At 47.7% G+C, this 21,490-nt stretch carries 25 protein-coding genes; 20 read left to right on the top strand and 5 right to left on the bottom strand.

What is annotated here, in order from left to right:
* Positions 1–80 precede the first annotated feature (80 nt).
* The 18 genes from BLQ32_RS05970 to guaC all read left to right on the top strand — a co-directional run bounded on the left by BLQ32_RS05970 (position 81) and on the right by guaC (position 15,956).
* Positions 81–1,430, top strand: a complete 1,350-nt coding sequence (locus tag BLQ32_RS05970) for a PepSY-associated TM helix domain-containing protein (RefSeq protein ID WP_074509455.1) — start codon at positions 81–83, stop codon at positions 1,428–1,430.
* Positions 1,415–1,918, top strand: coding sequence for a FixH family protein (locus BLQ32_RS05965; RefSeq protein WP_074509454.1), 504 nt, complete (start codon positions 1,415–1,417; stop codon positions 1,916–1,918). The genes BLQ32_RS05970 and BLQ32_RS05965 overlap by 16 nt, the downstream gene beginning before the upstream one ends.
* Positions 1,919–2,136: 218 nt before the next feature.
* Positions 2,137–2,646, top strand: a complete 510-nt coding sequence (locus BLQ32_RS05960) for a glycine/sarcosine/betaine reductase selenoprotein B family protein (protein WP_051413716.1) — start codon at positions 2,137–2,139, stop codon at positions 2,644–2,646.
* A gap of 66 nt (positions 2,647–2,712) precedes the next feature.
* The gene (locus BLQ32_RS05955) at positions 2,713–2,895 is read left to right on the top strand and encodes a hypothetical protein (RefSeq protein WP_036804010.1); all 183 of its coding nucleotides are present in this window, start codon (positions 2,713–2,715) and stop codon (positions 2,893–2,895) included.
* Positions 2,896–2,936: 41 nt separating this feature from the next.
* Positions 2,937–3,395, top strand: coding sequence for a GNAT family N-acetyltransferase (locus BLQ32_RS05950; RefSeq protein ID WP_244890324.1), 459 nt, complete (start codon positions 2,937–2,939; stop codon positions 3,393–3,395).
* Between the two features lie 60 nt (positions 3,396–3,455).
* A complete protein-coding gene (locus tag BLQ32_RS05945; protein ID WP_074509453.1) occupies positions 3,456–3,926 on the top strand; it encodes a hypothetical protein in 471 nt (156 codons plus the stop codon).
* A 279-nt stretch (positions 3,927–4,205) separates the two neighbouring features.
* Entirely contained in the window at positions 4,206–4,592 is a 387-nt protein-coding gene (locus BLQ32_RS05940; protein ID WP_074509452.1) for a transcriptional regulator GutM, read from the top strand.
* 33 nt (positions 4,593–4,625) lie between these two features.
* The gene (gene srlA, locus BLQ32_RS05935) at positions 4,626–5,153 is read left to right on the top strand and encodes a PTS glucitol/sorbitol transporter subunit IIC (protein ID WP_036804105.1); all 528 of its coding nucleotides are present in this window, start codon (positions 4,626–4,628) and stop codon (positions 5,151–5,153) included.
* Positions 5,154–5,192: 39 nt separating this feature from the next.
* A complete protein-coding gene (gene srlE / locus BLQ32_RS05930) occupies positions 5,193–6,242 on the top strand; it encodes a PTS glucitol/sorbitol transporter subunit IIB (protein WP_053165744.1) in 1,050 nt (349 codons plus the stop codon).
* Between the two features lie 351 nt (positions 6,243–6,593).
* Entirely contained in the window at positions 6,594–6,959 is a 366-nt protein-coding gene (locus BLQ32_RS05925) for a PTS glucitol/sorbitol transporter subunit IIA (RefSeq protein ID WP_036804108.1), read from the top strand.
* Positions 6,960–6,977: 18 nt separating this feature from the next.
* On the top strand, positions 6,978–8,303 hold the full coding sequence (locus BLQ32_RS05920) for an NAD(P)H-dependent oxidoreductase (RefSeq protein WP_074509451.1): 1,326 nt from the start codon (positions 6,978–6,980) through the stop codon (positions 8,301–8,303).
* Positions 8,304–8,392: 89 nt separating this feature from the next.
* Positions 8,393–8,737: a bh protein gene (locus BLQ32_RS05915; protein ID WP_074509450.1), complete on the top strand. Its 345-nt coding sequence runs from the start codon at positions 8,393–8,395 to the stop codon at positions 8,735–8,737.
* Between the two features lie 141 nt (positions 8,738–8,878).
* On the top strand, positions 8,879–9,862 hold the full coding sequence (locus BLQ32_RS05910; RefSeq protein ID WP_074509449.1) for a thiamine pyrophosphate-dependent dehydrogenase E1 component subunit alpha: 984 nt from the start codon (positions 8,879–8,881) through the stop codon (positions 9,860–9,862).
* A gap of 24 nt (positions 9,863–9,886) precedes the next feature.
* Positions 9,887–10,870: an alpha-ketoacid dehydrogenase subunit beta gene (locus BLQ32_RS05905; protein WP_074509448.1), complete on the top strand. Its 984-nt coding sequence runs from the start codon at positions 9,887–9,889 to the stop codon at positions 10,868–10,870.
* Positions 10,871–10,887: 17 nt separating this feature from the next.
* Positions 10,888–12,276 carry a dihydrolipoamide acetyltransferase family protein gene (locus BLQ32_RS05900; protein ID WP_074509447.1) on the top strand — a complete coding sequence of 463 codons (1,389 nt, stop codon included), beginning with the start codon at positions 10,888–10,890 and terminating at the stop codon, positions 12,274–12,276.
* A 13-nt stretch (positions 12,277–12,289) separates the two neighbouring features.
* The gene (gene lpdA / locus BLQ32_RS05895; RefSeq protein WP_074509446.1) at positions 12,290–13,672 is read left to right on the top strand and encodes a dihydrolipoyl dehydrogenase; all 1,383 of its coding nucleotides are present in this window, start codon (positions 12,290–12,292) and stop codon (positions 13,670–13,672) included.
* 165 nt (positions 13,673–13,837) lie between these two features.
* Positions 13,838–14,776: a sugar-binding transcriptional regulator gene (locus tag BLQ32_RS05890; protein WP_036804029.1), complete on the top strand. Its 939-nt coding sequence runs from the start codon at positions 13,838–13,840 to the stop codon at positions 14,774–14,776.
* A 196-nt stretch (positions 14,777–14,972) separates the two neighbouring features.
* Positions 14,973–15,956, top strand: coding sequence for a GMP reductase (gene guaC / locus BLQ32_RS05885; protein ID WP_036804032.1), 984 nt, complete (start codon positions 14,973–14,975; stop codon positions 15,954–15,956).
* 57 nt (positions 15,957–16,013) lie between these two features.
* On the opposite strand, the gene BLQ32_RS05880 is transcribed toward guaC, so the two are convergent.
* From BLQ32_RS05880 to BLQ32_RS05870, 3 genes are all read right to left on the bottom strand, one after another.
* The gene (locus tag BLQ32_RS05880; protein WP_074509445.1) at positions 16,014–17,228 is read right to left on the bottom strand and encodes an RtcB family protein; all 1,215 of its coding nucleotides are present in this window, start codon (positions 17,226–17,228) and stop codon (positions 16,014–16,016) included.
* The gene (locus BLQ32_RS05875) at positions 17,225–17,635 is read right to left on the bottom strand and encodes a hypothetical protein (protein ID WP_074509444.1); all 411 of its coding nucleotides are present in this window, start codon (positions 17,633–17,635) and stop codon (positions 17,225–17,227) included. The genes BLQ32_RS05880 and BLQ32_RS05875 overlap by 4 nt, the downstream gene beginning before the upstream one ends.
* A 165-nt stretch (positions 17,636–17,800) precedes the next feature.
* Positions 17,801–18,028, bottom strand: coding sequence for a YbbN family protein (locus BLQ32_RS05870; protein ID WP_235783831.1), 228 nt, complete (start codon positions 18,026–18,028; stop codon positions 17,801–17,803).
* Positions 18,029–18,292: 264 nt separating this feature from the next.
* On the opposite strand from BLQ32_RS05870, the gene trxB reads away from it, so the two are divergent.
* Complete coding sequence (gene trxB / locus BLQ32_RS05865; protein ID WP_074509443.1) at positions 18,293–19,243, top strand: thioredoxin-disulfide reductase; 951 nt, start codon at positions 18,293–18,295, stop codon at positions 19,241–19,243.
* Here the strand turns inward: trxB and BLQ32_RS05860 are convergent.
* Positions 19,232–19,780 carry a TVP38/TMEM64 family protein gene (locus tag BLQ32_RS05860; RefSeq protein ID WP_244890323.1) on the bottom strand — a complete coding sequence of 183 codons (549 nt, stop codon included), beginning with the start codon at positions 19,778–19,780 and terminating at the stop codon, positions 19,232–19,234. The genes trxB and BLQ32_RS05860 overlap by 12 nt on opposite strands.
* 134 nt (positions 19,781–19,914) lie before the next feature.
* Between BLQ32_RS05860 and BLQ32_RS05855 the strand changes: the two genes are divergently transcribed.
* The gene (locus BLQ32_RS05855; protein WP_074509442.1) at positions 19,915–20,526 is read left to right on the top strand and encodes a class I SAM-dependent methyltransferase; all 612 of its coding nucleotides are present in this window, start codon (positions 19,915–19,917) and stop codon (positions 20,524–20,526) included.
* A gap of 47 nt (positions 20,527–20,573) precedes the next feature.
* On the opposite strand, the gene BLQ32_RS05850 is transcribed toward BLQ32_RS05855, so the two are convergent.
* Positions 20,574–21,476: an aldo/keto reductase gene (locus BLQ32_RS05850; RefSeq protein ID WP_074509441.1), complete on the bottom strand. Its 903-nt coding sequence runs from the start codon at positions 21,474–21,476 to the stop codon at positions 20,574–20,576.
* Positions 21,477–21,490 lie beyond the last annotated feature (14 nt).

Below are 21,490 nucleotides of genomic sequence, written 5' to 3'. Positions count from 1 at the left end.
AACGGTGTCACATTTTCTCCACAGCTATGAACAGTACAACATAGTACGATGTGAAGAGCTGAAAAAGAAAGAGGACATATATGAAAATAAAACAACAACAGCGGGATCCTTCGCTGCAGCGCATCATCTGGAGATGGCATTTTTACGCAGGAATCATTTTCGCCCCCATCTTGTTCCTGCTGGCAGTGACCGGCTCCATCTATTTATTCAAAACAGAGATCGAACAAGTTCTGTATAACGATTACTACGAAGTGGTTCCTCAGGAAACTAGGCTGACAGCGGATGAACAATTGAAGAAGATGGCGGAGCTTTACCCGAATGCTGTTGCCACGCAGTACCGCCCAGGTGAAGACGAGCAGCGCTCTACCGAGTTCAAGTTATCGGAAGGAACCGAATCTTATACTGTGTTTTTAAATCCATACACCGGTGAAGTCGTCGGAGAGCTGGCAGATCAAGACCGCATCATGGACCGGATCGAAGAACTGCACGGCGAATTAATGGCGGGTACAATCGGCGACCGGATAGTGGAACTGGCAGCTTGCTGGGCATTGGTACTGATTGTCACCGGAGTGTACTTGTGGTTTCCAAAAAACAGCAGGAGCTTGTCCGGTGTTGTCGTTCCGCGATTCACAAAAGGCGCTAAAGTTTTGAGGAGAGATTTGCATGCCGTTCCGGCTTTTTGGATCACCGGAGGACTGGTGTTTTTGATCATGACCGGCCTGCCATGGTCCGGGTTTTGGGGCAACGGGTTTCAAACACTGATCACCAATTCCGGAGAAGGCTATCCGCCTTCTGTCTGGATAGGGGATGCCCCGAAGTCGTCGGCAGCAACAAAAGAAATAGCTGAAGTGCCATGGGCTGCCGAGAATTTGGATGTGCCTTTGTCAACTATTGAAGGGTTGGTCCCCCAGTCATTGGATCACATTATTGAAACGGCAGAATATGAAGGCCTTTACCCAGGCTATACGGTTTTTCTGCCGCAAGAAAAAGACGGCGTCTACACGTTGTCGATCTTTTCGCCAAAAGCGCAGGACGAGGCAACGATGCATATCGACCAATACACCGGCGCAATTCTTGCCGATTACCGCTACGGCAATTACGGAGTCATCGGCAAAATCGTCGCTTGGGGAATCACGCTGCATAAAGGCACGCAGTTCGGCTTAGTCAACCAGCTGGTCAGTCTGGCCATTTGCCTTGGGCTGATGCTGGTCGTGTTTAGCGGTCTTTATCTTTGGTGGAAACGCAGGCCCGAAAAAGCTTTAGGTGCGCCCAAGGCTCCATCGGCAGCGGAATCCAAGAAGTTTTTACTTTTAATCTTGGCAATGGGCATTCTGTTTCCGTTAGTCGGATTTTCTATTTTAGCCGTGTGGCTTCTAGACCAAGCAATTATCCAACGGACAAAGCGGGTGAAAAAATGGCTGAACGCATAAGCAGGCAAACGAAGAAATTGAAGAGGATCCTGCCACTCGGGCTTTCCGCTTTCTTATTCCTTGGTATCAGTGCCTGCGGTTTGCGGGAAGATGCTGCAACGCTATACAAACAGGAAACGCCCCTCCAAGTGGAGATAAAAAATGAGCCGAAGATTTCTGCAAATCAAGAAACCGAAATCCAGGCAATTCTTACCCAGAACAGCCAAGCTGTAATAGATGCCGACTTCATGCATGTGGAAATCCTAAAACAGGACGGCACAGTTGCTGCACCGATGGAAGAGGCGAGAAACGAAGGAAATGGAGTCTACAGCTTTTCCGCTCGATTTAAGGAAGATGGCCTCTATTATATTCGGATCCATGCAGGAAATGAAGGATCACTCATCAGCCCGCGCAAACAAATCATCGTCGGTCACCTGACAGACGCTGAAATAGAGTCCTTAAAGCAAGGTCCGAAAAACCAAGAATCCTCTTCCGGACATCATCATTGATTGATTTGCGGACCACAATACCGAAACTCAGCAGCCTAAAACTTTTTAGGCTGCTTTTTAAATGAATTTTTTCTTTCTTCGCTTCTGTGAATTAAAGGAATTCGTATAGGGACAGTCGAATCAATAACACAACTAACTGAAAAAAAGCTGGTTTCGCAGTGGTGGATACAAATTTCGGTAGCCGGCAATAAAAAAGTGAATGGAGGCATCGCAAAAAAATGAAAAACCGGACAAAAATCAAATCAAAATTATCTGTGGCATTTTCGAAGAACTTTCCAAAAGCGTACAATAATTTCACTTTAAAGCATGTCAACAAACAAACGGGACTTCCGGAAACCATCTTGGCAAAGCCTTTGTCCGAATGCAAAGTTGCTTTGCTGTCCACTGCCGGGGTCCATCTGAAAACGGATATTCCGTTTAACTTGGACCTCCACCCAGGCGACCATACGATCCGAGTTGTACCGGGAGATGCCAGTGAAGAGGATCTGACGGTGACCCATATGTACTATGATTTGAAATCTGCCAAAAAAGACACGACAATTGTTTTTCCTATCCAGCAGCTGAAAGAGCTGGAACAGGCAGGCGAAATTGGCGCTGTGTCAGACGTTCACATTGGGCTGTTCGGCGGCATTATGGATACCGAACACGTAGAAGCGGAATCGATTCCACAAGTAGTGGAATTGTTTAAAAACAAGAAAATCGATGTCGCCCTTTTGGTGCCTGGCTGAGGCACTTGCCACAATGTGCTTGGGCTGTATGCCCGGGCTTTAGAAGCTTCAGGAGTGGCCACATCCATGATAACCCTCCTTCCGGATGTCACTGAAAAAACGGGGGTGCCGCGCACTTTGCATGTACCGTTCAAACTGGGGCGGCCGTGCGGGGAACCGTTTGATTTTGGCACGCGGAAAAAAGTGGTGCACCAATTGCTTGAGCTTGCTGAAAAACCGGCGGGATCTCGATTGGAATATAAAAACTAAGCTATTTTTGGTGAAATGGCACACCAAAAGGAGGTCCACAATTGAAAATCAGCTACAACAGCTACTCGGATATCAGTTCAGCTCTTGAAGGCGGTGCAATGAATGGAATTGCTGAATTGCATGAGTCCATCTTCGGCGGTTCGGACGATTTAGCCGGCAGGATGAGAGAAAAGAAAGGATTAAGAATAGATGTTGCAATACATGAGAAAAGGATTGTCGGCTATAAAATCGGCTATGCTTTGAACCATGAGCAGTTTTACAGTTGGCTTGGCGGAGTCGACAAAGTTTACAGAAACTATGGCGTCGCTTCTTGCTTGATGAAACGGCAGCACCAATATGCAGAAAATAGCGGCTTTCAAGTAATTCAAACGAAGACTAAAAACAAATGGAGAAGCATGCTTTTGCTGAATATTAAAAACGGATTTGATGTGACAGGGACTTATACCGGTCAGGACGGGGAAATTAAAATTATTTTAGAGAAATCTTTGTTGAAAAAATAATAGCTTCTGCTACTCATACAATAAGAAAAAGTTTGTGCATAACAAGAGGAAGAAAGAGAGGTGGGGGATGACATCATAAAAGGGTTTTTCGGCGCAGACAAATCCAGCCTGCCGAATAAATACATGACCATTGCTCCAGAAGGAATCAACGAAGACGTCAAAAACAAAGTTATGGAATTGGAAATTCTAGCTGGGGCTTTGGCAGAGCATTTTCAAGCACGCTATGCAGACCAGTTCGAAGCGCAAAAAAAGAGGAACTTTTCGGTTTGGGTCACCCGGGATCTTGACGGCGATGAAATCAGCACCTTGACTGCCGACTGCTGCCTGGAGAAAGAATATCGTTCTCAACTTGCCGTCAATTACAATGATCCGGCTGAAGACAATGACTTTTATGAAGCAACAATTACACTATGGCATTATAGGCGTGGGTTTTTTAGGAATTCTGCCGCTTTGTACGATGAATCTAAAAATGATTTGGAGAAAGATCTTGAAAACACCTTGAAACGCTTGCTTAGGCAAAAATTCCGATAGTGATATGTACCAACTATTCGGCAAAGAATCGGATTCTTGAAATTTTTAAACCAACAGAAATCCGATGATGTATCGCAGGTAGAAAGATGGAATTTTAATGCTGCCTTGGACTCGGGCAGCTTTTTTCTATATATCGATTGTTCAAAAAAACACTATTAAGCAAATAATAAAAATATTCTACCAATAACTATTGATTTCTCTTGAAAGCGCTTTTATAATGTAGCTAATAACAATTGTTACATGTTAGAACATATGTAAAGAAGAACGGAGGGGTTCATTTTGTGGGGCTGGTTTATCGTAATATTTGCAGGCATCTGGCTGCTTCAAATCATGCTGACGAAAGTGCAATTGAAAAATTACCAGGCAACCATTAAAAAAATGAGCAACAGGTCTTCCGGTTACTTAGGAGTAGGCATCCAGAAACAAAAACTCGGAATCGGCGTGATTGCAATCGCAGTAACAGATGATGACGGGGTGATTGTTGAATGCCAATTAATGAGAGGGGTGACAGTATTCAGCCGCTTTGAACGGTTTACTGAATACGATGGGCTGCATATGGAACAAGTGAAAGCAAGGCTGGATCAAGAAGACGGAGTTCAAGCATTTAAAATGGCTTTTGAAAAAATCGAAGGCCAAATGGAGAAGAAAACCAATCTGGCAGTTTAAGGAGGAAAGAAAATGGGAGTTGTAAATTCAATTTTGGATTTTTTGGTTAAGCTCGCTGAAGGTTTTATCGGAATGTTCCAAGCGGGTGCTGATACGTTTACAGGACTTGTTACAGGCATTATTCCCTTGCTGATTGTATTAATCACCGCCATCAATGCACTGATCCGAATTATCGGTGAAGAGCGCATCAACCGGCTGGCGCGCAGAAGTACGAAAAACATTATTTTGCGGTATTCACTGTTCCCGGTATTGGCCGTGTTCTTCTTGACTAACCCAATGGCTTATACTTTCGGAAAGTTTCTTCCGGAAAAACAAAAGCCGGCTTTCTACGATTCGGCAGTTTCGTTTGTGCATCCGATTACGGGCTTGTTCCCACATGCGAATCCAGCTGAACTGTTCGTCTACCTCGGGATATCCGCAGGGATTACTACATTAGGCTTGTCGCTTGGGCCTTTGGCAATCCGCTACTTCATTGTCGGGATCATTGTTATTTTAATCCGCGGCATTGTGACAGAAATCATTACGGTCCGCATGATGAAAGCAAAAGGAATGGAAGTTTAAATTTTATAGATGCGCTCATTTGAAAAGGAGGCAAGCAAAATGGCAGGTACTCAAACACCATTAGATTTTAAGGCGGTTTCCGTCACGAAGGGCCGCGGAGGCTGGGGCGGTCCGCTTACGATCCGCCCGAACGAAGAACAACGGTATATTGTGTCGGTCACAGGCGGCGGAATCCATCCGGTAGCCGAAGAAATTGCACGGCTGACAGGCGCCGAAGCAGTGGACGGCTTTAAAGGATCCTATGCCAAAGAAACGATGGCTTGCGTCATTATCGACTGCGGAGGGACCGCCCGCTGCGGCGTTTATCCGAAAATGGGAATTTTAACGATTAACGTCAATGCAACATCGCCATCCGGTCCATTAATGAAATTCATCAATGAAGAAAATTTTGTGTCAGGGGTAACGGTTTCTGATATCCGTGCAGTGGCAGCGCCTTATGAAGACCAGGATGAAGTGCAAAGAGCCGTCGATGAAGTGGAAGCTCCAGCTGTCCAAAAAACGCCGCAGGAAATCAAAGAAGAAGCGAAGCGGAAAGCGGCTGAAACGTATCAGCAGCCGAAGAAAATGAACATTATCGAGCGGGTCGGCCGCGGCGCCGGCAAAGTGGTCGGTGTCCTTTACCAGGCCGGCCGGGAAACGGTTGACCAAGTGCTGAAAAACATCCTGCCGTTCATGGCGTTTGTTTCGATGCTGATTGGGATTATCACTTATACCGGAATCGGCGATCTTATTGCGAATTTCGTATCGCCGCTTGCCGGCAACATTTTCGGCTTGCTGATCCTTTCCGTTATATGTGCATTGCCGATCCTGTCGCCTTTGCTCGGTCCGGGTGCGGTTATCGCCCAGGTTGTCGGGGTATTGGTCGGAGTCGAAATCGGGCGCGGCAATATTCCGCCAGCTCTGGCTTTACCGGCATTATTCGCCATCAACCCGCAAGTTGGGGCTGACTTTGTACCGGTCGGCTTGACGTTAGGTGAAGCGGAACCGGAAACAATCGAAGTCGGGGTTCCGGCTGTCTTGATTTCCCGTATGATCACAGGGCCATTGGCAGTAGTCATCGCCTACCTATTCAGCTTTGGATTGTACTAAGAAAAGCGTAAACGGCCGTATAGCCCCGACAAGCGCTGGAAGACTGGCCTATGATGGCGGTCTTGGCCATCAAAGGCCAGTCTGAAGCGACCTCGAGGGGCTGGGCGTTGAAGCTGGACATTAAGAAAAGCGTAAACGGCCGTTAAGGCTCGACCGGCATAAGCCGGACCAGCGAAGTGGTGCTTTTTATCACGCAGCTGGGCTGGCTTATGACCCGAGAGCCTGGCCGTAGAGCTGGACACTAAGAAAAGCGTAAACGGCCGTATAGCTCCGACAAGCGCTGATCAAACAAAAACTAAAAATCGATACTTTCTTGAATAGTTTAAAGGAGGCAGTTAGGTGGAGGATCTTATGATTAAAAAATACGAAGCTAAAATAACAGAAATCGGCGAAGAAGTGGAAATTTTTGCAGAAGAACAGATGATGGTCATTTTTAACAATACGGTGCCGGAAGAACTTCGGTCGTTTGCCGTGATCCATGAAAGAGCAGATCTCCACGAACACGTAGAAGCGGGTGATGTACTGGAAATCAACGGTGAGCGCTACGCCATTCTTTTTGTCGGCAGCAAAGTGAACGAGACTTTGCAAGATATCGGCCATTGCACCATTTCCTTTACCGGAGATGTGGCAGCGGACTTACCTGGAACGATGTGTGTAGAAAACAAACCCCTGCCTGAATTGGCACTGGGAGCTGAAATACGCATTTTAAAAGCCTGACAAAGAGGAGACATTATAATGCTTGGTATCAATAGAAAATTACAAGAACTTGAGGACAATGGAATCTTAATCAAAGTAGGCTTGGTCGGCGCTGGGCAAATGGGAAGAGGGATGGTATCCCAGATCGAAAATATGGTCGGCATGCGGGTAGTCATCACCGCAGACATCCAAATTGAAAATGTCGTCCATGCTTATACAAAATCCGGTGTAGCGGATGCAGACATCATAAAGACCGATAACCCCGATAAAGCAGCAGAAGCTGTCCGAAATGGCAAAGTGGTCGCTACGACGGATGCGCAGCTTGTGACTTCTTTGACGGAAGTGGACGTGGTCGTCGATGCAACCGGTGTGCCGGACATCGGGGCAAAAATTGCATGGGATGCCATTTTGAACAAAAAACACATCGTCATGCTGAATGTAGAAGCGGATGTGACGATCGGCCCGCTGCTGAAAAAAATGGCGGATGCCAGCGGAGTCGTCTATACCGGCACTGCCGGAGACGAACCGGGAGCCATTATGGAATTGTATGATTTTGCTGATGCGCTCGGCTTTGAAGTGGTCGCACTTGGCAAAGGAAAAAATAACCCATTGAACTTGGATGCCAATCCGGATACCGCTGCAGAAGAAGCGGCCAGAAAAGGCGCAAGTGCAAAAATGCTGGCATCATTCCAGGACGGCACGAAAACGATGGTCGAAATGACAGCTGTGGCGAATGCCACCGGATTCCTGCCGGACAAGCCGGGCATGAACGGCTTTGTCAGTGATGTCAAAGGGCTGCCGGAAATCTTTAAGTTGAAAGAAGACGGCGGACAAGTCGATAATAAGAAAATTGTGGAGTACATCAACGGCATCGCGCCTGGCGTATTTGCCATCGTGGCTTCGGAAAAAGATGAAGTCAACCACGAAATGCAGTATTTGAGCATGGGAGAAGGTCCGAATTACGTGCTGTACCGCCCTTATCATTTAACGAGCCTGGAAACGCCGATTTCCATCGCAAGAGCGTTCATCTACAACGAAGCGACCATTGCACCGTGGAAAGGCCTGCAGGCTGAAACCGTGACAGTGGCCAAGACGGATCTTGACGAAGGACAGTTCCTCGACAGCATCGGCGGCTTTACGGTATATGGAAGCATTCTGTCTGCTGCAGAAGCCAAAGAACAGAATGCCCTGCCGATGGGGTTAGTAGACCGCAATGTCCAGTTGAAGCGCGCTATTAAAAAAGGCGAAATTATTTCGTATGATGATGTGGTTCAAACGAAAGAATCGACCATCTGGCGCCTGCGCCGCATGCAGGATGATACATTTGCCGCAAAAGCAGAAAAAGAAAATCCAGTAAAAGCTTAACTTTCTACGAATGCTTCAACGAGCGAAGAAAAAGAACATTCTATTCATCGGGTAGAAACGTTAAACCATTAAATGAGAAGGTGTTCTAAATGAAAGTGAAAAAAATGGAAGCGGGATTGTATTGTGTTCACTGCAAAGAGGAAGTCGATCACGAAATCACGTACATTAACAGTGATATCAAGAGCATCAGGTGCCTTCAATGCAACCGGACAAAAGAATTGAAAGTGGATTTGAAAAAAGAGTTTTACCGGGAAATTTACGAACGCATTGCAACAAAACCTACCCGGATGACCAAAGAGTACCGGGAAGATTTGAGCCATTTGCTGTTTTCTCTTCCAGTACGGGCGATCAAAAAACCGTACCGGATTTTAAAAGACGTCAATTCATCCAGAAAAGTGATCAAGACGTACAAATCAAAGAAAAGCATAAAATAATACTCTCCTGTTCAAGGGCCAGGCTTCTCCACTTAGCAGAGGAGCCTGGTTCTTTTCTTTCTTGACGAATAGACTGAAAAGTCTTATGATATTTACATATGTTACGCATGTGAACAAATGTAAAATAGAGGAGGATTTCGAATGGCACAATTAGTTAATTTACCACCCCGCGTCCAAGAGACAGATTTAAAGGGTTTATTGAAACAGATGTGGCTGATCCGCTATTTTGAAGAAAAAGTAGATGAGTTTTTTGCAAAAGGCATGATCCACGGGACAACGCATTTAGCAGTAGGCCAGGAAGCTTCAGCGGTAGGGTCCATTGCGGTGCTTGAAGGCAGAGACAAAATCACCAGTACGCACCGGGGCCATGGACATTGCATCGCCAAAGGGGCAGAAGTGAATAAGATGATGGCTGAATTGTTCGGCCGCACGACCGGTTATTGCAAAGGCAAAGGCGGATCGATGCACATCGCGGATGTCGAAAAAGGAAATTTGGGAGCGAACGGAATTGTCGGCGGCGGCTTTTCGATTGCGACAGGGGCTGCTTTAACTTCTAAAATGCGGAACGAAGGCTATGTCGTACTTTGCTTTTTTGGAGACGGTGCCTCCAATGAGGGCAGTTTCCACGAAGCGGTCAACTTGGCATCGATATGGAAACTTCCGGTAGTCTTTGTTTGCGAAAACAACCAATACGGCATGTCTGGGCCAGTGAAAGAAATGATGAACGTAGAAGACATTGCACAGCGGGCAGAAGCGTATGGCATTCCAGGGAAAGTCGTCGATGGCAATGATGTGTTCGATGTCATGAACGGTGTCGGAGAAGCAGTGGAACGGGCGCGGAACGGCGAAGGGCCTTCCATCGTCGAAGCGAAAACATACCGCTGGAAAGGGCATTCGAAGAGTGATGCGAAAAAATACCGCACACGTGAAGAAGAGCAGGAATGGCGCGCGAAAGACCCGATTGCCCGCTTGCGGGACGTATTGGTCCAAGAAGGCTTGTTGACGGAAGAAGAAGCAGACAACATCAAAGCCGAAGCGAAAAAAGAAATCGAGGAATCGGTGGAATTTGCAAAAGACAGCCCGATGCCGACAATTGATGATTTGATGGAAGATATCTATGCCTAAGGCGGAGCAAAGGAGAGTAAAGCGATGAGAGAATTAACGTATTTAGAAGCGGTCAGAGAAGCAATGAGCCAGGAAATGCGCCAAAACGAAGATGTCTTTATTCTGGGTGAAGATATCGGTGTCTATGGAGGCGCTTTTGGGGTGACGCGCGGCATGATTGAAGAATTCGGCCCGGAACGGATCCGCAATACGCCCATTTCTGAAGCAGCGATTTCCGGTACAGCAGTCGGCGCAGCATTGACCGGCATGCGGCCGATCCTGGAACTTCAATTTTCCGATTTCATCACGATTGCCATGGACAATATGGTTAACCAGGCTGCGAAAATCCGCTATATGTACGGAGGCAAAGGAAAAGTGCCAATGGTTTTGCGTACGCCGGCAGGTTCCGGAACAGGGGCAGCGGCGCAGCATTCGCAAAGCCTGGAAGCTTGGATGGCCCATGTGCCGGGCTTGAAAGTGGTTCAGCCTTCAACAGCTTATGACGCTAAAGGGCTCCTAAAAGCAGCGATTGACGACGATAACCCGGTCATTTTTTATGAACACAAACTTTGCTACAAGACGAAGTCGGACGTGCCGGAAGAACAGTATTCCATTCCGCTGGGGAAAGCAGATGTGAAACGGGAAGGGTCCGATGTGACAATCGTTGCTACCGCGATTATGGTCCATAAATCACTTGAAGCGGCAGCGGAACTTGAAAAAGAAGGCATCCAAGTGGAAGTGATTGATCCGCGTACCCTTGTCCCGCTGGATACCGAAACAATCATTCAGTCCGTGAAGAAAACGAGCCGGCTGATTGTCGTGCACGAAGCGGTCAAGCGCGGCGGGTTCGGCGGAGAAATTGCCAGCACGATTGCAGAAAGCGAAGCCTTTGATTATCTGGATGCACCGATTAAGCGGCTGGGCGGCAAAGCGGTTCCGATTCCGTACAATCCGGAACTGGAGAAAGCGGCCATTCCGACGGTCGACGACATTGTGGCAGCCGTAAAAGAAACGCTAAACCGCCAGTAGGGAGGAGGAACAGACCAATGGCTAAAGAAATATTCATGCCGAAATTGAGCAGCACGATGGAAGTGGGAACGTTGCTGCAATGGTTCAAGAATGAAGGCGACGCAGTGGAAGTGGGCGAACCTTTATTTGAGATCATGACGGACAAGATCAATATCGAAGTGGAATCCTACGAAGAAGGAATTCTGTTGAAAAAGTATTTTGAAGAAGACGATGAAGTGCCGATCAACCACGTCGTCGGATATATCGGTGAAGCCGGCGAACAAGTGCCTGATACTCCCCCAGGCGAATCGGGAGCTGTGAAAGAACAGGAAGATGCAAGCGACTCACGGCAGCCGCAAACAGAAGATCTGGCACAGCAAGGCATAACCGAAACCACTTCTCAAGAAGTGGAGAACGAACCGGCCCAAACAGCGGAAACGGCTGAAAAACTCCGGGCGACACCAGCCGCACGCAGAGTGGCAAGAGAGGAAAGCGTTACGCTTGCAGAAGTGCCGGGATCCGGTCCAAATGGACGGATTCATCAAGGCGATGTGACGGCTTTTGCTTCTTCAAATGCAGCACCAACAGCAACGCCGCTGGCGAAAAAAGTGGCTGAAGCGGAAGGCGTTGACTTGAATGCGGTGACCGGAACAGGATCACGAGGGAAGATTTACCGTGCTGATGTGGAAGGAGCAAAACAGCCTGTATCTGCAAATGCATCAACCCCTGCGACAACTGGTGAAAAACGTGTAAAAATGGAAGGCATTCGGAAAGTGGTTGCCCAGCGCATGCTTCAAAGCAAAACGACCGCGCCTCACGTGACCTTGACAACCGAAGTGGACATGACCGAAACCATCGAGCTTCGGAAAAAATTGCTCGGCTCCATTGAGCAGCAGACCGGCTTCCGGGTTTCGTATACGGAAATGATTATGAAAGCTGTGGCGACATCACTGAAACTGCACCCCAATGTCAATGTCTCATTGGAAGGAAATGAAATTGTGTACCGGGATGAAATCAACCTGGGCTTGGCTGTAGCTGCCGACAATGGGCTTTTAGTTCCTGTAGTGAAAAACGCTGACCAAAAAGGCCTTTCCGCATTGACAGCTGAATGCAAACGCCTCGGCAAAGCGGCGCGCGAAAACAAACTGAAACCGGACGAAATGGCAGGAGGCACCTTTACCGTATCCAATCTCGGCATGTATGCCATTGATGCGTTCACCCCTGTAATCAATCAGCCCGAATCCGCTATTCTGGGAGTCGGCCGCATCAATGAAAAACCGGTAGGTGTGAACGGGGCAATTGAACTGCGCCCGATGATGGTCCTTAGTTTGTCATTCGATCACCGTGTGATTGACGGAGCTCCGGCAGCGGCTTTTTTGACCGACCTGAAAGAAGTACTAGAAGAGCCGTTTAAATTATTGATTTAAGGAGTCGATCCTATTGAATACTTATGAAGTGGTCGTGCTTGGCGGTGGTCCTGCAGGTTATGTTGCCGCGATCCGGGCTGCCAAGCTTGGGAAAAAAACGGCGCTGATCGAGGCGCGTGAACTCGGCGGTACCTGTTTGAACCGCGGATGCATCCCTTCCAAAACACTGCTGCGGCACGCAGAAGTCATTGAGACCATTGAAAAAGCCAAAAGCTGGGGCATTGAAACAGGACCGGTGACATTTTCGCTGTCCAAAATGCTCGCCCGCAAAGATGCAGTGATTCAGCAATTGAGGAATGGCATCGCGTATTTGCTGAAACAAGGGAAAATCGATGTATTCAACGGTTTGGGAGAAATGCGGGCCGACCGTTCGATTGCCATTCAGCTGAAAGACCGGGAAGAAATGGTCCAAGGGGAACGAGTTATTCTCGCTACGGGTTCACGGCCCATTGTTCCGCCAATCCCCGGCATTGAAGACGCGACATACTTTACGAGTGATACAATTTTTGATATTGAAAAAATTCCCGAATCGATGGTTATTGTGGGCGGCGGCATCATCGGGGTAGAGCTTGCATGCATTTTTGCCAGTTTGAATGTGCAGGTCAGCATCGTCGAGATGAGCGGCCGCATTGTTCCAAGCGAAGAGCCCGATGCGTCCAAGGCTCTGGCGAAATCGTTGAAAAAGAAAGGGATTTCAATGCTTACAAGCACAAAAGTCACCAGCATTGAACAAGAAGAAAACACGCAGCTTGTAAACGTCGAGACCGAAAACGGCAAAAAAGAAGCTTTGGAGACAGACCTTATTCTAATGGCGGTCGGCAGGGCACCGAATACCGCTGCTTTCGCTGGCTTGAATTTGGAAATGAACGGCCGGTTTGTCCAAGTGGATGAGCGGATGGCCACAAGCCAGCCGGAAATTTTTGCGGTCGGCGATGTCATCGGCGGCTGGCAGCTCGCTCATGTGGCCAGCGCAGAAGGCATCGTGGCAGCAGAGAATGCAGCAGGGGAAAACCGGACAATTGACTATACTGTAGTGCCCCGCTGTGTTTACACAAGCCCTGAAATTGCCAGCGTCGGCCTGACGGAGGAAGAAGCGAAGCAACAGGGCATCGACTATAAAGTCGTACGGGTAGATCACGCCGGCAATGGCAGAGCCTTGGCTCAAGGTGAAAAGGATGGATTTACAAAATTGATTGCCGGCACAAAATACGGTGAAATTCTTGGTGTGTTGATGGTCGGCCCCCATGTAACGGAAATGATTGCGGAACCATCGGCGTTCATCCATTTGGAAGGGACGGTCGAAGAAATGGCTTCCTTGATCCATGCCCATCCGACTGTCAGCGAAAGCCTCTACGAAGCAGCTGCATCGTGGCTTGGAAAAGGTGTTCATCATTAATTGCCAAATACTGCCTCTGCATCCTATAATAGAAGAGGATAAAAAGGGACGAAACGAAAGCGATGTGCGGACGAAATAAGCTCCGTGCAGCTTGATCCGGAAATGTAAGCGGTTTATCGGACAGGTCCATCCGCTTTTAGTTGATTATGATGAGAAGGTGCAGCGATGATGAATTGGGAAGAGCGTAGACAAATTGTGAAAGTGTCGAGGCTGTATTATTTTGAAGGGCAGACACAGGCCGAAATTGCCAAGAAAATCGGGGTGTCGCGGCCGGTGATTTCCAAATTGCTGAACAAAGCACGGGAAACCGGCATTGTGGAAATTTATATTAAAGATGAAAATGCGCATACGGTTGAATTGGAGCATCGGCTTGAAAAAAAATATCAATTGAAAGAAGCGATTGTCGTGCCGGCTGCCGGCCGGGATCCGGAGATGATCAAGCATTCTCTCGGAAAAGCCGCTTCCTTCTACATATCCAAAAACATCAACGGGAAAAAGTCGCTGGGCATTTCCTGGGGGAGCACCTTGGCAAAGTTTGTACAGGAATACCCTTTTGAACAGCATCAGCAGCTGAAAATCATTCCGTTGGTCGGTGGAATGGGACGGAAACTGGTCGATATTCATTCCAACCTGCTCGCCTATCAGCTGGCACAGAAAATGAATACGGATTGCTCTTATCTGTACGCTCCGGCAATGGTCGAAACGACTGAATTGAAAGCGCGTCTGATTCAATCGGAAGACATTGCGATGGTACTGGAGGAAGGGCGCAATGTGGACATGGCGGTTGTCGGCATCGGCAATCCGTTCGAAGGTTCCACGATGACGACGATGGAATACTTGAAAGAAGAGGATTTAAGATCTTTAAAACAAGCGGGCGCAGTTGGTGATATCGGTTCGCGATTTTATGACCAGGCCGGAAATGAAATCAAGCATCCGTTGAACGATTTGGTTATCGGACTGGACATCAGCGAATACAAAAAAATTCCTGAAGTCATCGGCATTGTGGAAGGTACGCATAAAGTGGAAAGCATTCGGGCTGCGCTAAGAGGCGGCTACCTGGATGTTCTGGTGATCGACGATGCGACTGCGGATTTGATTTCATGAAAATAGAGGCTGCTGGGCAGGAGGATACTTCCTTCCCCGGCAGCTTTTTCTTTAGGCTTTAATTGAGAGGGCCGGCGGCTTTCAGTATATCCGGGAATTCGTCTTTGACATCTGACTGAAAATAAAGTACATTATCATATGGGCGAACAATTATAGAGTTATATACATAAAATATTCGTGTTTGGGAGTGTTTAAGATGGAAAATGTGTTTGATTACGAAGATATTCAATTGGTTCCTGCAAAAGCCGTAGTGGACAGCCGGTCGGAATGTGATACATCGGTTGAATTTGGAGGGCGTACATTTAAGCTGCCGGTAGTGCCTGCCAACATGCAGACGATTGTCGATGAAACCATTGCATTATATTTAGCTGAAAACAATTACTTCTATATTATGCACCGCTTTGAGCCGGAAAAACGTTTGGAATTTGCGAAAGACATGCAGGCGCGTGGACTTTATGCATCAATCAGTGTGGGCGTCAAAGAAGAAGAATATACGTTTGTCCAGCAATTGGTGGATGCAGGCGTTACGCCGGAATACATTACAATTGATGTAGCGCATGGCCATTCCAACGGCGTTATCAAAATGATCGGGTTTATCAAAAAGCATTTGCCTGGAAGCTTTGTCATTGCAGGGAATGTAGGAACGCCAGAAGCGGTAAGAGAATTGGAACACGCAGGCGCTGATGCAACGAAAGTGGGCATCGGCCCCGGGAAAGTCTGCATCACTAAAATCAAAACCGGCTTCGGTACAGGGGGCTGGCAATTGGCGGCTCTTCGCTGGTGTGCAAAAGCGGCCACTAAGCCGATTATTGCCGACGGCGGAATCCGGACACACGGCGATATTGCAAAATCAGTGCGCTTTGGTGCTTCGATGGTCATGATCGGTTCACTTTTCGCAGGACATGAAGAATCTCCGGGGCAAACCGTGGAGAAGGACGGCAAGTTATACAAAGAGTATTTCGGGTCGGCTTCTGAATTCCAAAAAGGCGAAAAGAAAAACGTTGAAGGCAAAAAAATGTTTGTCGAGTACCGCGGTCCATTGAAAGATACTTTGGTGGAAATGGAACAGGATCTTCAGTCTTCGATTTCCTATGCCGGCGGCGACAAATTGTCGGCAATCCGCACAGTGGATTATGTAATCGTGAAAAACTCGATTTTTAACGGCGACAAAGTTTATTAAGGCAGTAGACAAAAACAGGAAAAGGCGCAATTGCTGCCTTTTCCTGTTTTTTTGCCTTTATCTTCGGACAAACTTATCGCTTGCTTTGAAATTATAGACGGGTTTGATGATTTTTGATACTTCAACAGTGTCACCGATCTGGCCCATGATTTCTTCAAGCGGCTTGTAGGCCATAGGCGCTTCGTCGAGTGTTTCAAGGGACACGGAACTGGTCCAGACATCTTTCATGGTAGCAGTGAAATCTTCCAGGTTCAGCGTATTGGAAGCTTGCGTCCGGCTCATCACCCGCCCAGCGCCGTGCGGGGCTGAATAGTTCCAATCGCTATTGCCTTTGCCGGTCGCGAGGATGGAACCGTCGCGCATATTGATCGGAATGACAAGCTGTTCGCCTTTTTGCGCAGAAGTGGCGCCTTTTCGCAAGATCATGTTTTCGGTGTCGATATAGTTATGGATCGAATCAAATGAACCGGCTTGGGTCAAGTTCATCCGGGAAAGGATCGTTTCTGCAATTTGGTTCCGGTTGGCGAGTGCATATTGCTGGGCCAGTTTCATGTCATGAATATAATCGTGGAAAGCCTGGCCTTCCAAATAAGCCAAGTCTTTTGGAATCGGCGGGTGTTCATCGCCAAAGCGTTTAATGGCGGACTGGATTTCCGAATGCCGGTTTTCCAGCTTCAATTGGGCAATGATGTCTGAAATGCCGCTGCGGTTCAATGAATCAAACGCCAATTTTTGATAATGCTGCGCAATCTTTGCGCCGACATAGCGGCTGCCGGTATGAATCAGCAAATAATGTCGCCCGTCTTCATCCCGTGACACTTCGATAAAATGATTGCCCCCGCCTAAGGTGCCGAGGCTAAAGCGGCTTCGGTCATTGTTAAGAATGTGCCCGGCTTTAAAATCAGCGGATTCTGGAAATTCTTCCTTAACCGATCCCACGGTTTCTTCCGAATGCAGCTCAATGCCGCTCGGCACAAACTGGCGGATAATCTGGTCCAATTGATTGAAATCGATCGAGCGGTCGTCTAGCTGCACTACTTTTACGCCGCAGCCGACATCGACCCCTACCAGATTGGCGACGACTTTATCGGTTAATTTAATTGTGGTTCCGATAACGCAGCCTTTTCCGGCATGGTAATCCGGCATGATACGGATTTTGGCATCCTTCAAAAATGCCTGGTTGCATAATTCTTCAATCTGTTCAATTGCAGTTAGCTGAGGGGAATCTGAGTAAATTAACGCTTCTGTCTGTGTTCCCGATACTTTAATCATTGGAATCTCCTTTTCCTGACCATTTCCATTTTGGAGCAAACGGGAAATTTCCCGCTTTCAAATCTATTATTTTTGGTATGCAAATTGCCTTTATTGAACATTACAGCGGCATTAAAGCTTTCATATAAAGCATACAGCGGATAGCAAAATGCCAGAAAAACCAATGCGGTCGGCACTTTATCCACTAAAGGAATGATGCCGGCCAAAAAAGTTTTGACGGCGATGCCCAGAACGAGGAGCAAAGGTACGGCAACGGCAGCGAGCAAAAGCAAAAAAGGCGTGACTTTGGTTTCCTTAAGCTTTGCGCTGCAATGCGGGCATTTCATGGTAAACGGGGAAGTAAAGTTTTCAAAGTCTTCAACAGTCAATGGCTTCTGGCAATGAGGGCAGGGCGTGGATGTTTTCATCATGGTTCTCCTTAAATAGGTAAATTTTCTTTATTATAGTTGTTTTTACCTGTTAAGGGAATAGCTTTTTTATGCCAAAAGAAATAAAGTCGAGGATTTAGCGGTTTTAACCAGCGACAGCCGAACCTTTAAATAAGGCTCGGCTGCTTGATGAAATGGGTTATCCTATTGACCGTGGTATCCTTCGTACATTTTTCGGGTTTTCTCTTTGAATTCTTCCATATGGACAAAGCGTGCATCCCGCTGCATTTCTTTTCCATCTGCAAAAAGGATCAGAACCGGAGCCGTGAAAATCGATAATACCCCAGCAAGCTCCGGAATGCGAGAAGCATCCGCTTCTCTTGCCTGGATCTGTGGGAATTCAGTTAAAGCATCCTCAACCTGAGGAAGCAACGCGTGGCAGACGCTTCAAGAAGGAGTAAGGACATATAAAAAATTCAATCCCGGTTGTACAATAAAGCTTTCAGTTTCTTGTAGAGAAGTGAGTTCTTTCATTCAAGGCACCTCCATTAATGGCTTATTAAATGTTTTACCCGACTTTTCCTAAACTAAGCTCAAGAGCAGTTTATTGAGGGAAAGAAGGGGAATTTACTAAACAATAGACTTGGTCAGTAGAAGATGACAACGCAAGCTTCACGAATTCAGGAGGTGCGGCAAATGGAAAAAGTGGTTATTTTGGGGACAGGACCGGCAGGATTGACAGCAGCCATTTATTTGGCGAGAGCCAATATGAACCCCTTGGTCATTGAAGGCGCGGAACCGGGTGGCCAATTGATCCTGACAACCGAAGTGGAAAATTACCCTGGTTATACAGACGGCATACTCGGTCCCAAATTGATGGATAATATGCGGAAGCAGGCTGAACGGTTTGGGGCGCAATTCAGGCGCGGCTGGGTCACAGGAATCGATTTACGGAAAAGGCCATTTAAAATCACGCTGCAAAAAGGCGATGAACTGACAGCAGAAGCCGTGATTATTTCTACGGGAGCCAGCGCAAAAATGCTCGATATTCCTGGGGAAACGGAAAACTTGGGAAAAGGAGTCAGTACGTGCGCCACATGCGACGGCTTTTTTTTCCGCAACAAGAAAATCATTGTTGTCGGCGGAGGGGACTCCGCAATGGAAGAAGCGAGCTTCCTTACACGGTTCGCTTCCGAAGTGGTGGTTGTCCACCGGCGGAGTGAATTAAGGGCATCCAAAATCATGCAGGAACGAGCGCGGCAAAATCCCAAAATCACTTGGGCGCTTGACCGGATCCCTTTGCGGGTCGTCACAAAAGACGACAAAGTGTCAGGGTTGAAGGTACGGAACAACGAAACCGCGGAAGAAGAAGTCATTCAGGCAGACGGCATCTTTATAGCAATCGGCCATTTGCCGAATTCAAGCTTTTTAAACGGGCAAATCGAGACAGATGCAATTGGCTACATCAAAGTGAACCCCGGTACAACTGAAACAAATATTCCCGGTGTGCTCGCATGCGGAGATGTCCAGGACAGCAAATATCGGCAAGCCGTCACTGCGGCCGGAACGGGCTGTATGGCGGCGCTTGATGCGGAACGGTTTTTGGAAGGGCAGGAAATCGTCGACTGGAGCCAATCACTGCCTTAAACCGCTTCCAGTTGTTTTGCGCTTGTGCAGCCAAACGAACAGAGCTGCCAGGAATACAGCAATTCCTACGGTATACTGGACAACTGCCGGCACCGTTTCGATAATGCCGTAGACGATGGCTGCTTCAAGAAAGACGGCCGGAATTTTTCCGAGGCTGCTGGCGATGAAAAACAACAGCCCGTTGATCGGCGTCAAAGCCGCACCTGCTGTGACAAGGCCGGAAGGGATAAACGGGAGCAGCCGAAATAGCAGGATGCCCCAGAATACAGTTGCTGCCGGCTGCTTGTGCATGTAATTCCAGAAGCGGGACTGTTTCCAGGATGGCTGCACTTTTGAAAAACCGAACCGGTAGAGATAAAAACCGAGGATGGCGCCGAAGATTTCACCAACGAGCGACAGCACAGTCCCTGTGGCAACGCCAAAACTGCTTATATTCAGACCGGTCAACAGGAAACTGGGAACAAATCCAAGTGCACCGGCGGCCAAGTTAAGCAGCAATAACGCGATAAATTCAAGTGAGATGTCATTGATGTCCACGTCGGCTGGCCTCCTGTAAACCAAGGGAATGGTTTAGTTTATTCTATTATAAAGGACAAGGGATGCCAGAGGATAGCACGTCTTTATTTGTTCCAAAAGACCGCAAGGCAGCAAGGGAAAAGGAGCGCAGTAAAATGGCAGACCAATTCAGCAAAGTGTATGACAAAACGATGCAGCCGCTGGAAAAAGTGAAAATCAGCCAGCTAAGGTCGGAGCTTACAGAAAAAGCTGTCGGCCATGTGCTGGAAATCGGATCTGGTACAGGGGCAAATTTTCCGTTCTATCGAAATGCCTTGAAAGTAGACGCTATTGAACCGGATCTGCAGATGAGCAAACAGTCGACTGCGAAGATAAAGAAGGCAAGGATCCCCATTGAAGTTCATACTGCAAAAGCAGAGCATCTGCCCTTTGATGAAAATGTCTTTGATACAGTTGTGGCAACCCTGGTTTTCTGCACCATCCCGGATCCCCACAAAGCACTTCAGGAAATTCAGCGCGTGGCAAAGCCTGGCGCGAGCATCCTTTTTCTTGAGCATGTACGGATGCCGCAGGGGCTGATGGGGAAAGTGCAGGATTTAATGACGCCGCTTTGGAAAAAAGCATTTGCCGGCTGCCATTTAAACCGCGACACGCTTGCGTTAATCCATAATTCGGAGCTATCGGTAACAAAAATCGATTCCCATTACAAAGGATTTTTGCTGGCAATCGACTGTATAAATGAGAAACAGAATATGGATTTGCTATAGAACATAAAACAGGCCAACAGCATTCCCGCTGTCGGCCTGTTTTATGTTTACTCACGATGCTCCTGGTACCGGTCTTGTTTGGTCAAGCTGCGGGCTTGTTCGATTTGTTCAGCCGACACAGCCGTTTCATAGGCTTTCAGCGTCTCTTGAATTTGAGAAGGCGAACTTGCACCGGCTACAACAGAAGCGACGGCAGGCTGCTGCAGCACAGAGTGAAGCGACAGGGCGTGAAGGTTCGGGTGGATGTCCATCAGCTGCTGCACTATATTGTTCAGCTCTCCTTCGCTGTAAGCCATGTAGCTTCCTGTTTGATTGGCGCGCTCCAAACCTTCGTTAGTCAAAAGCCCTTTTGCCAGACTGCCGCGGGTGACCACAGAGCGGCCGGCAGCATGGATTTCCTCCAAGTATTCTTCTGGCCGGCGGTCGAGCAGGCTATATTGCATCATGATCGACACGATATCGCTGTTTTCTAAGAAACGGCGGATGACATTCGGCCGGATGGACGAAATGCCGTAGGCGCGGATCAAACCTTCTTTTTGGAGCGACTCGAATGCATCAATCGTTTCCTCGGCATTGTCGCTAATCATGCCGCCGTGCAATTGGTATAAGTCGATGTAGTCGGTCTGCAGCCGCTTCAAGCTAGTGTGCACTTGTTCGGTGATATACGCTTTCGTGGCATTCCATTTCACTTTATCGGAATCTGTGCTCCACTGGTTGCCGACTTTTGTCGCAATGACGATGCCGTTCCGGTGTTTTTTTAAAAGCTCTCCGACCAGTTCTTCGTTTTTGCCCTTATTGTACAGATCGGCTGTATCAAAATAATTGATGCCGGAAGAAACGGCTGCGTCGATGATGGCACCTGCCTCTTGCTGATCAAGCGGCAAGGACATGCAGCCGAAACCGATTTCACTTACTTGGATGCTGCTGTTGCCTAGATTCACTTTCTTCATCATTCCACCTCATT

Origin of the sequence: Planococcus glaciei (assembly GCF_900099655.1) — a bacterium.
Taxonomy (GTDB): Bacteria; Bacillota; Bacilli; order Bacillales_A; family Planococcaceae; genus Planococcus; species Planococcus glaciei.
The sequence above is the reverse complement of the archived record's forward strand: the minus strand, read 5'-3'. Positions and strand labels throughout refer to the sequence as shown.

Bases quoted from the DNA above. Each gene is read 5' to 3' on its own strand.
- BLQ32_RS05970 (WP_074509455.1), top strand. From the start codon at position 81: ATGAAAATAAAACAACAACAGCGGGATCCTTCGCTGCAGCGCATCATC.
- BLQ32_RS05965 (WP_074509454.1), top strand. From the start codon at position 1,415: ATGGCTGAACGCATAAGCAGGCAAACGAAGAAATTGAAGAGGATCCTG.
- BLQ32_RS05960 (WP_051413716.1), top strand. From the start codon at position 2,137: ATGAAAAACCGGACAAAAATCAAATCAAAATTATCTGTGGCATTTTCG.
- BLQ32_RS05955 (WP_036804010.1), top strand. From the start codon at position 2,713: ATGATAACCCTCCTTCCGGATGTCACTGAAAAAACGGGGGTGCCGCGC.
- srlE (WP_053165744.1), top strand. From the start codon at position 5,193: ATGGCAGGTACTCAAACACCATTAGATTTTAAGGCGGTTTCCGTCACG.
- BLQ32_RS05925 (WP_036804108.1), top strand. From the start codon at position 6,594: ATGATTAAAAAATACGAAGCTAAAATAACAGAAATCGGCGAAGAAGTG.
- BLQ32_RS05920 (WP_074509451.1), top strand. From the start codon at position 6,978: ATGCTTGGTATCAATAGAAAATTACAAGAACTTGAGGACAATGGAATC.
- BLQ32_RS05915 (WP_074509450.1), top strand. From the start codon at position 8,393: ATGAAAGTGAAAAAAATGGAAGCGGGATTGTATTGTGTTCACTGCAAA.
- BLQ32_RS05910 (WP_074509449.1), top strand. From the start codon at position 8,879: ATGGCACAATTAGTTAATTTACCACCCCGCGTCCAAGAGACAGATTTA.
- BLQ32_RS05905 (WP_074509448.1), top strand. From the start codon at position 9,887: ATGAGAGAATTAACGTATTTAGAAGCGGTCAGAGAAGCAATGAGCCAG.
- BLQ32_RS05900 (WP_074509447.1), top strand. From the start codon at position 10,888: ATGGCTAAAGAAATATTCATGCCGAAATTGAGCAGCACGATGGAAGTG.
- BLQ32_RS05890 (WP_036804029.1), top strand. From the start codon at position 13,838: ATGATGAATTGGGAAGAGCGTAGACAAATTGTGAAAGTGTCGAGGCTG.
- guaC (WP_036804032.1), top strand. From the start codon at position 14,973: ATGGAAAATGTGTTTGATTACGAAGATATTCAATTGGTTCCTGCAAAA.
- BLQ32_RS05880 (WP_074509445.1), bottom strand. From the start codon at position 17,228: ATGATTAAAGTATCGGGAACACAGACAGAAGCGTTAATTTACTCAGAT.
- BLQ32_RS05875 (WP_074509444.1), bottom strand. From the start codon at position 17,635: ATGAAAACATCCACGCCCTGCCCTCATTGCCAGAAGCCATTGACTGTT.
- trxB (WP_074509443.1), top strand. From the start codon at position 18,293: ATGGAAAAAGTGGTTATTTTGGGGACAGGACCGGCAGGATTGACAGCA.
- BLQ32_RS05855 (WP_074509442.1), top strand. From the start codon at position 19,915: ATGGCAGACCAATTCAGCAAAGTGTATGACAAAACGATGCAGCCGCTG.
- BLQ32_RS05850 (WP_074509441.1), bottom strand. From the start codon at position 21,476: ATGAAGAAAGTGAATCTAGGCAACAGCAGCATCCAAGTAAGTGAAATC.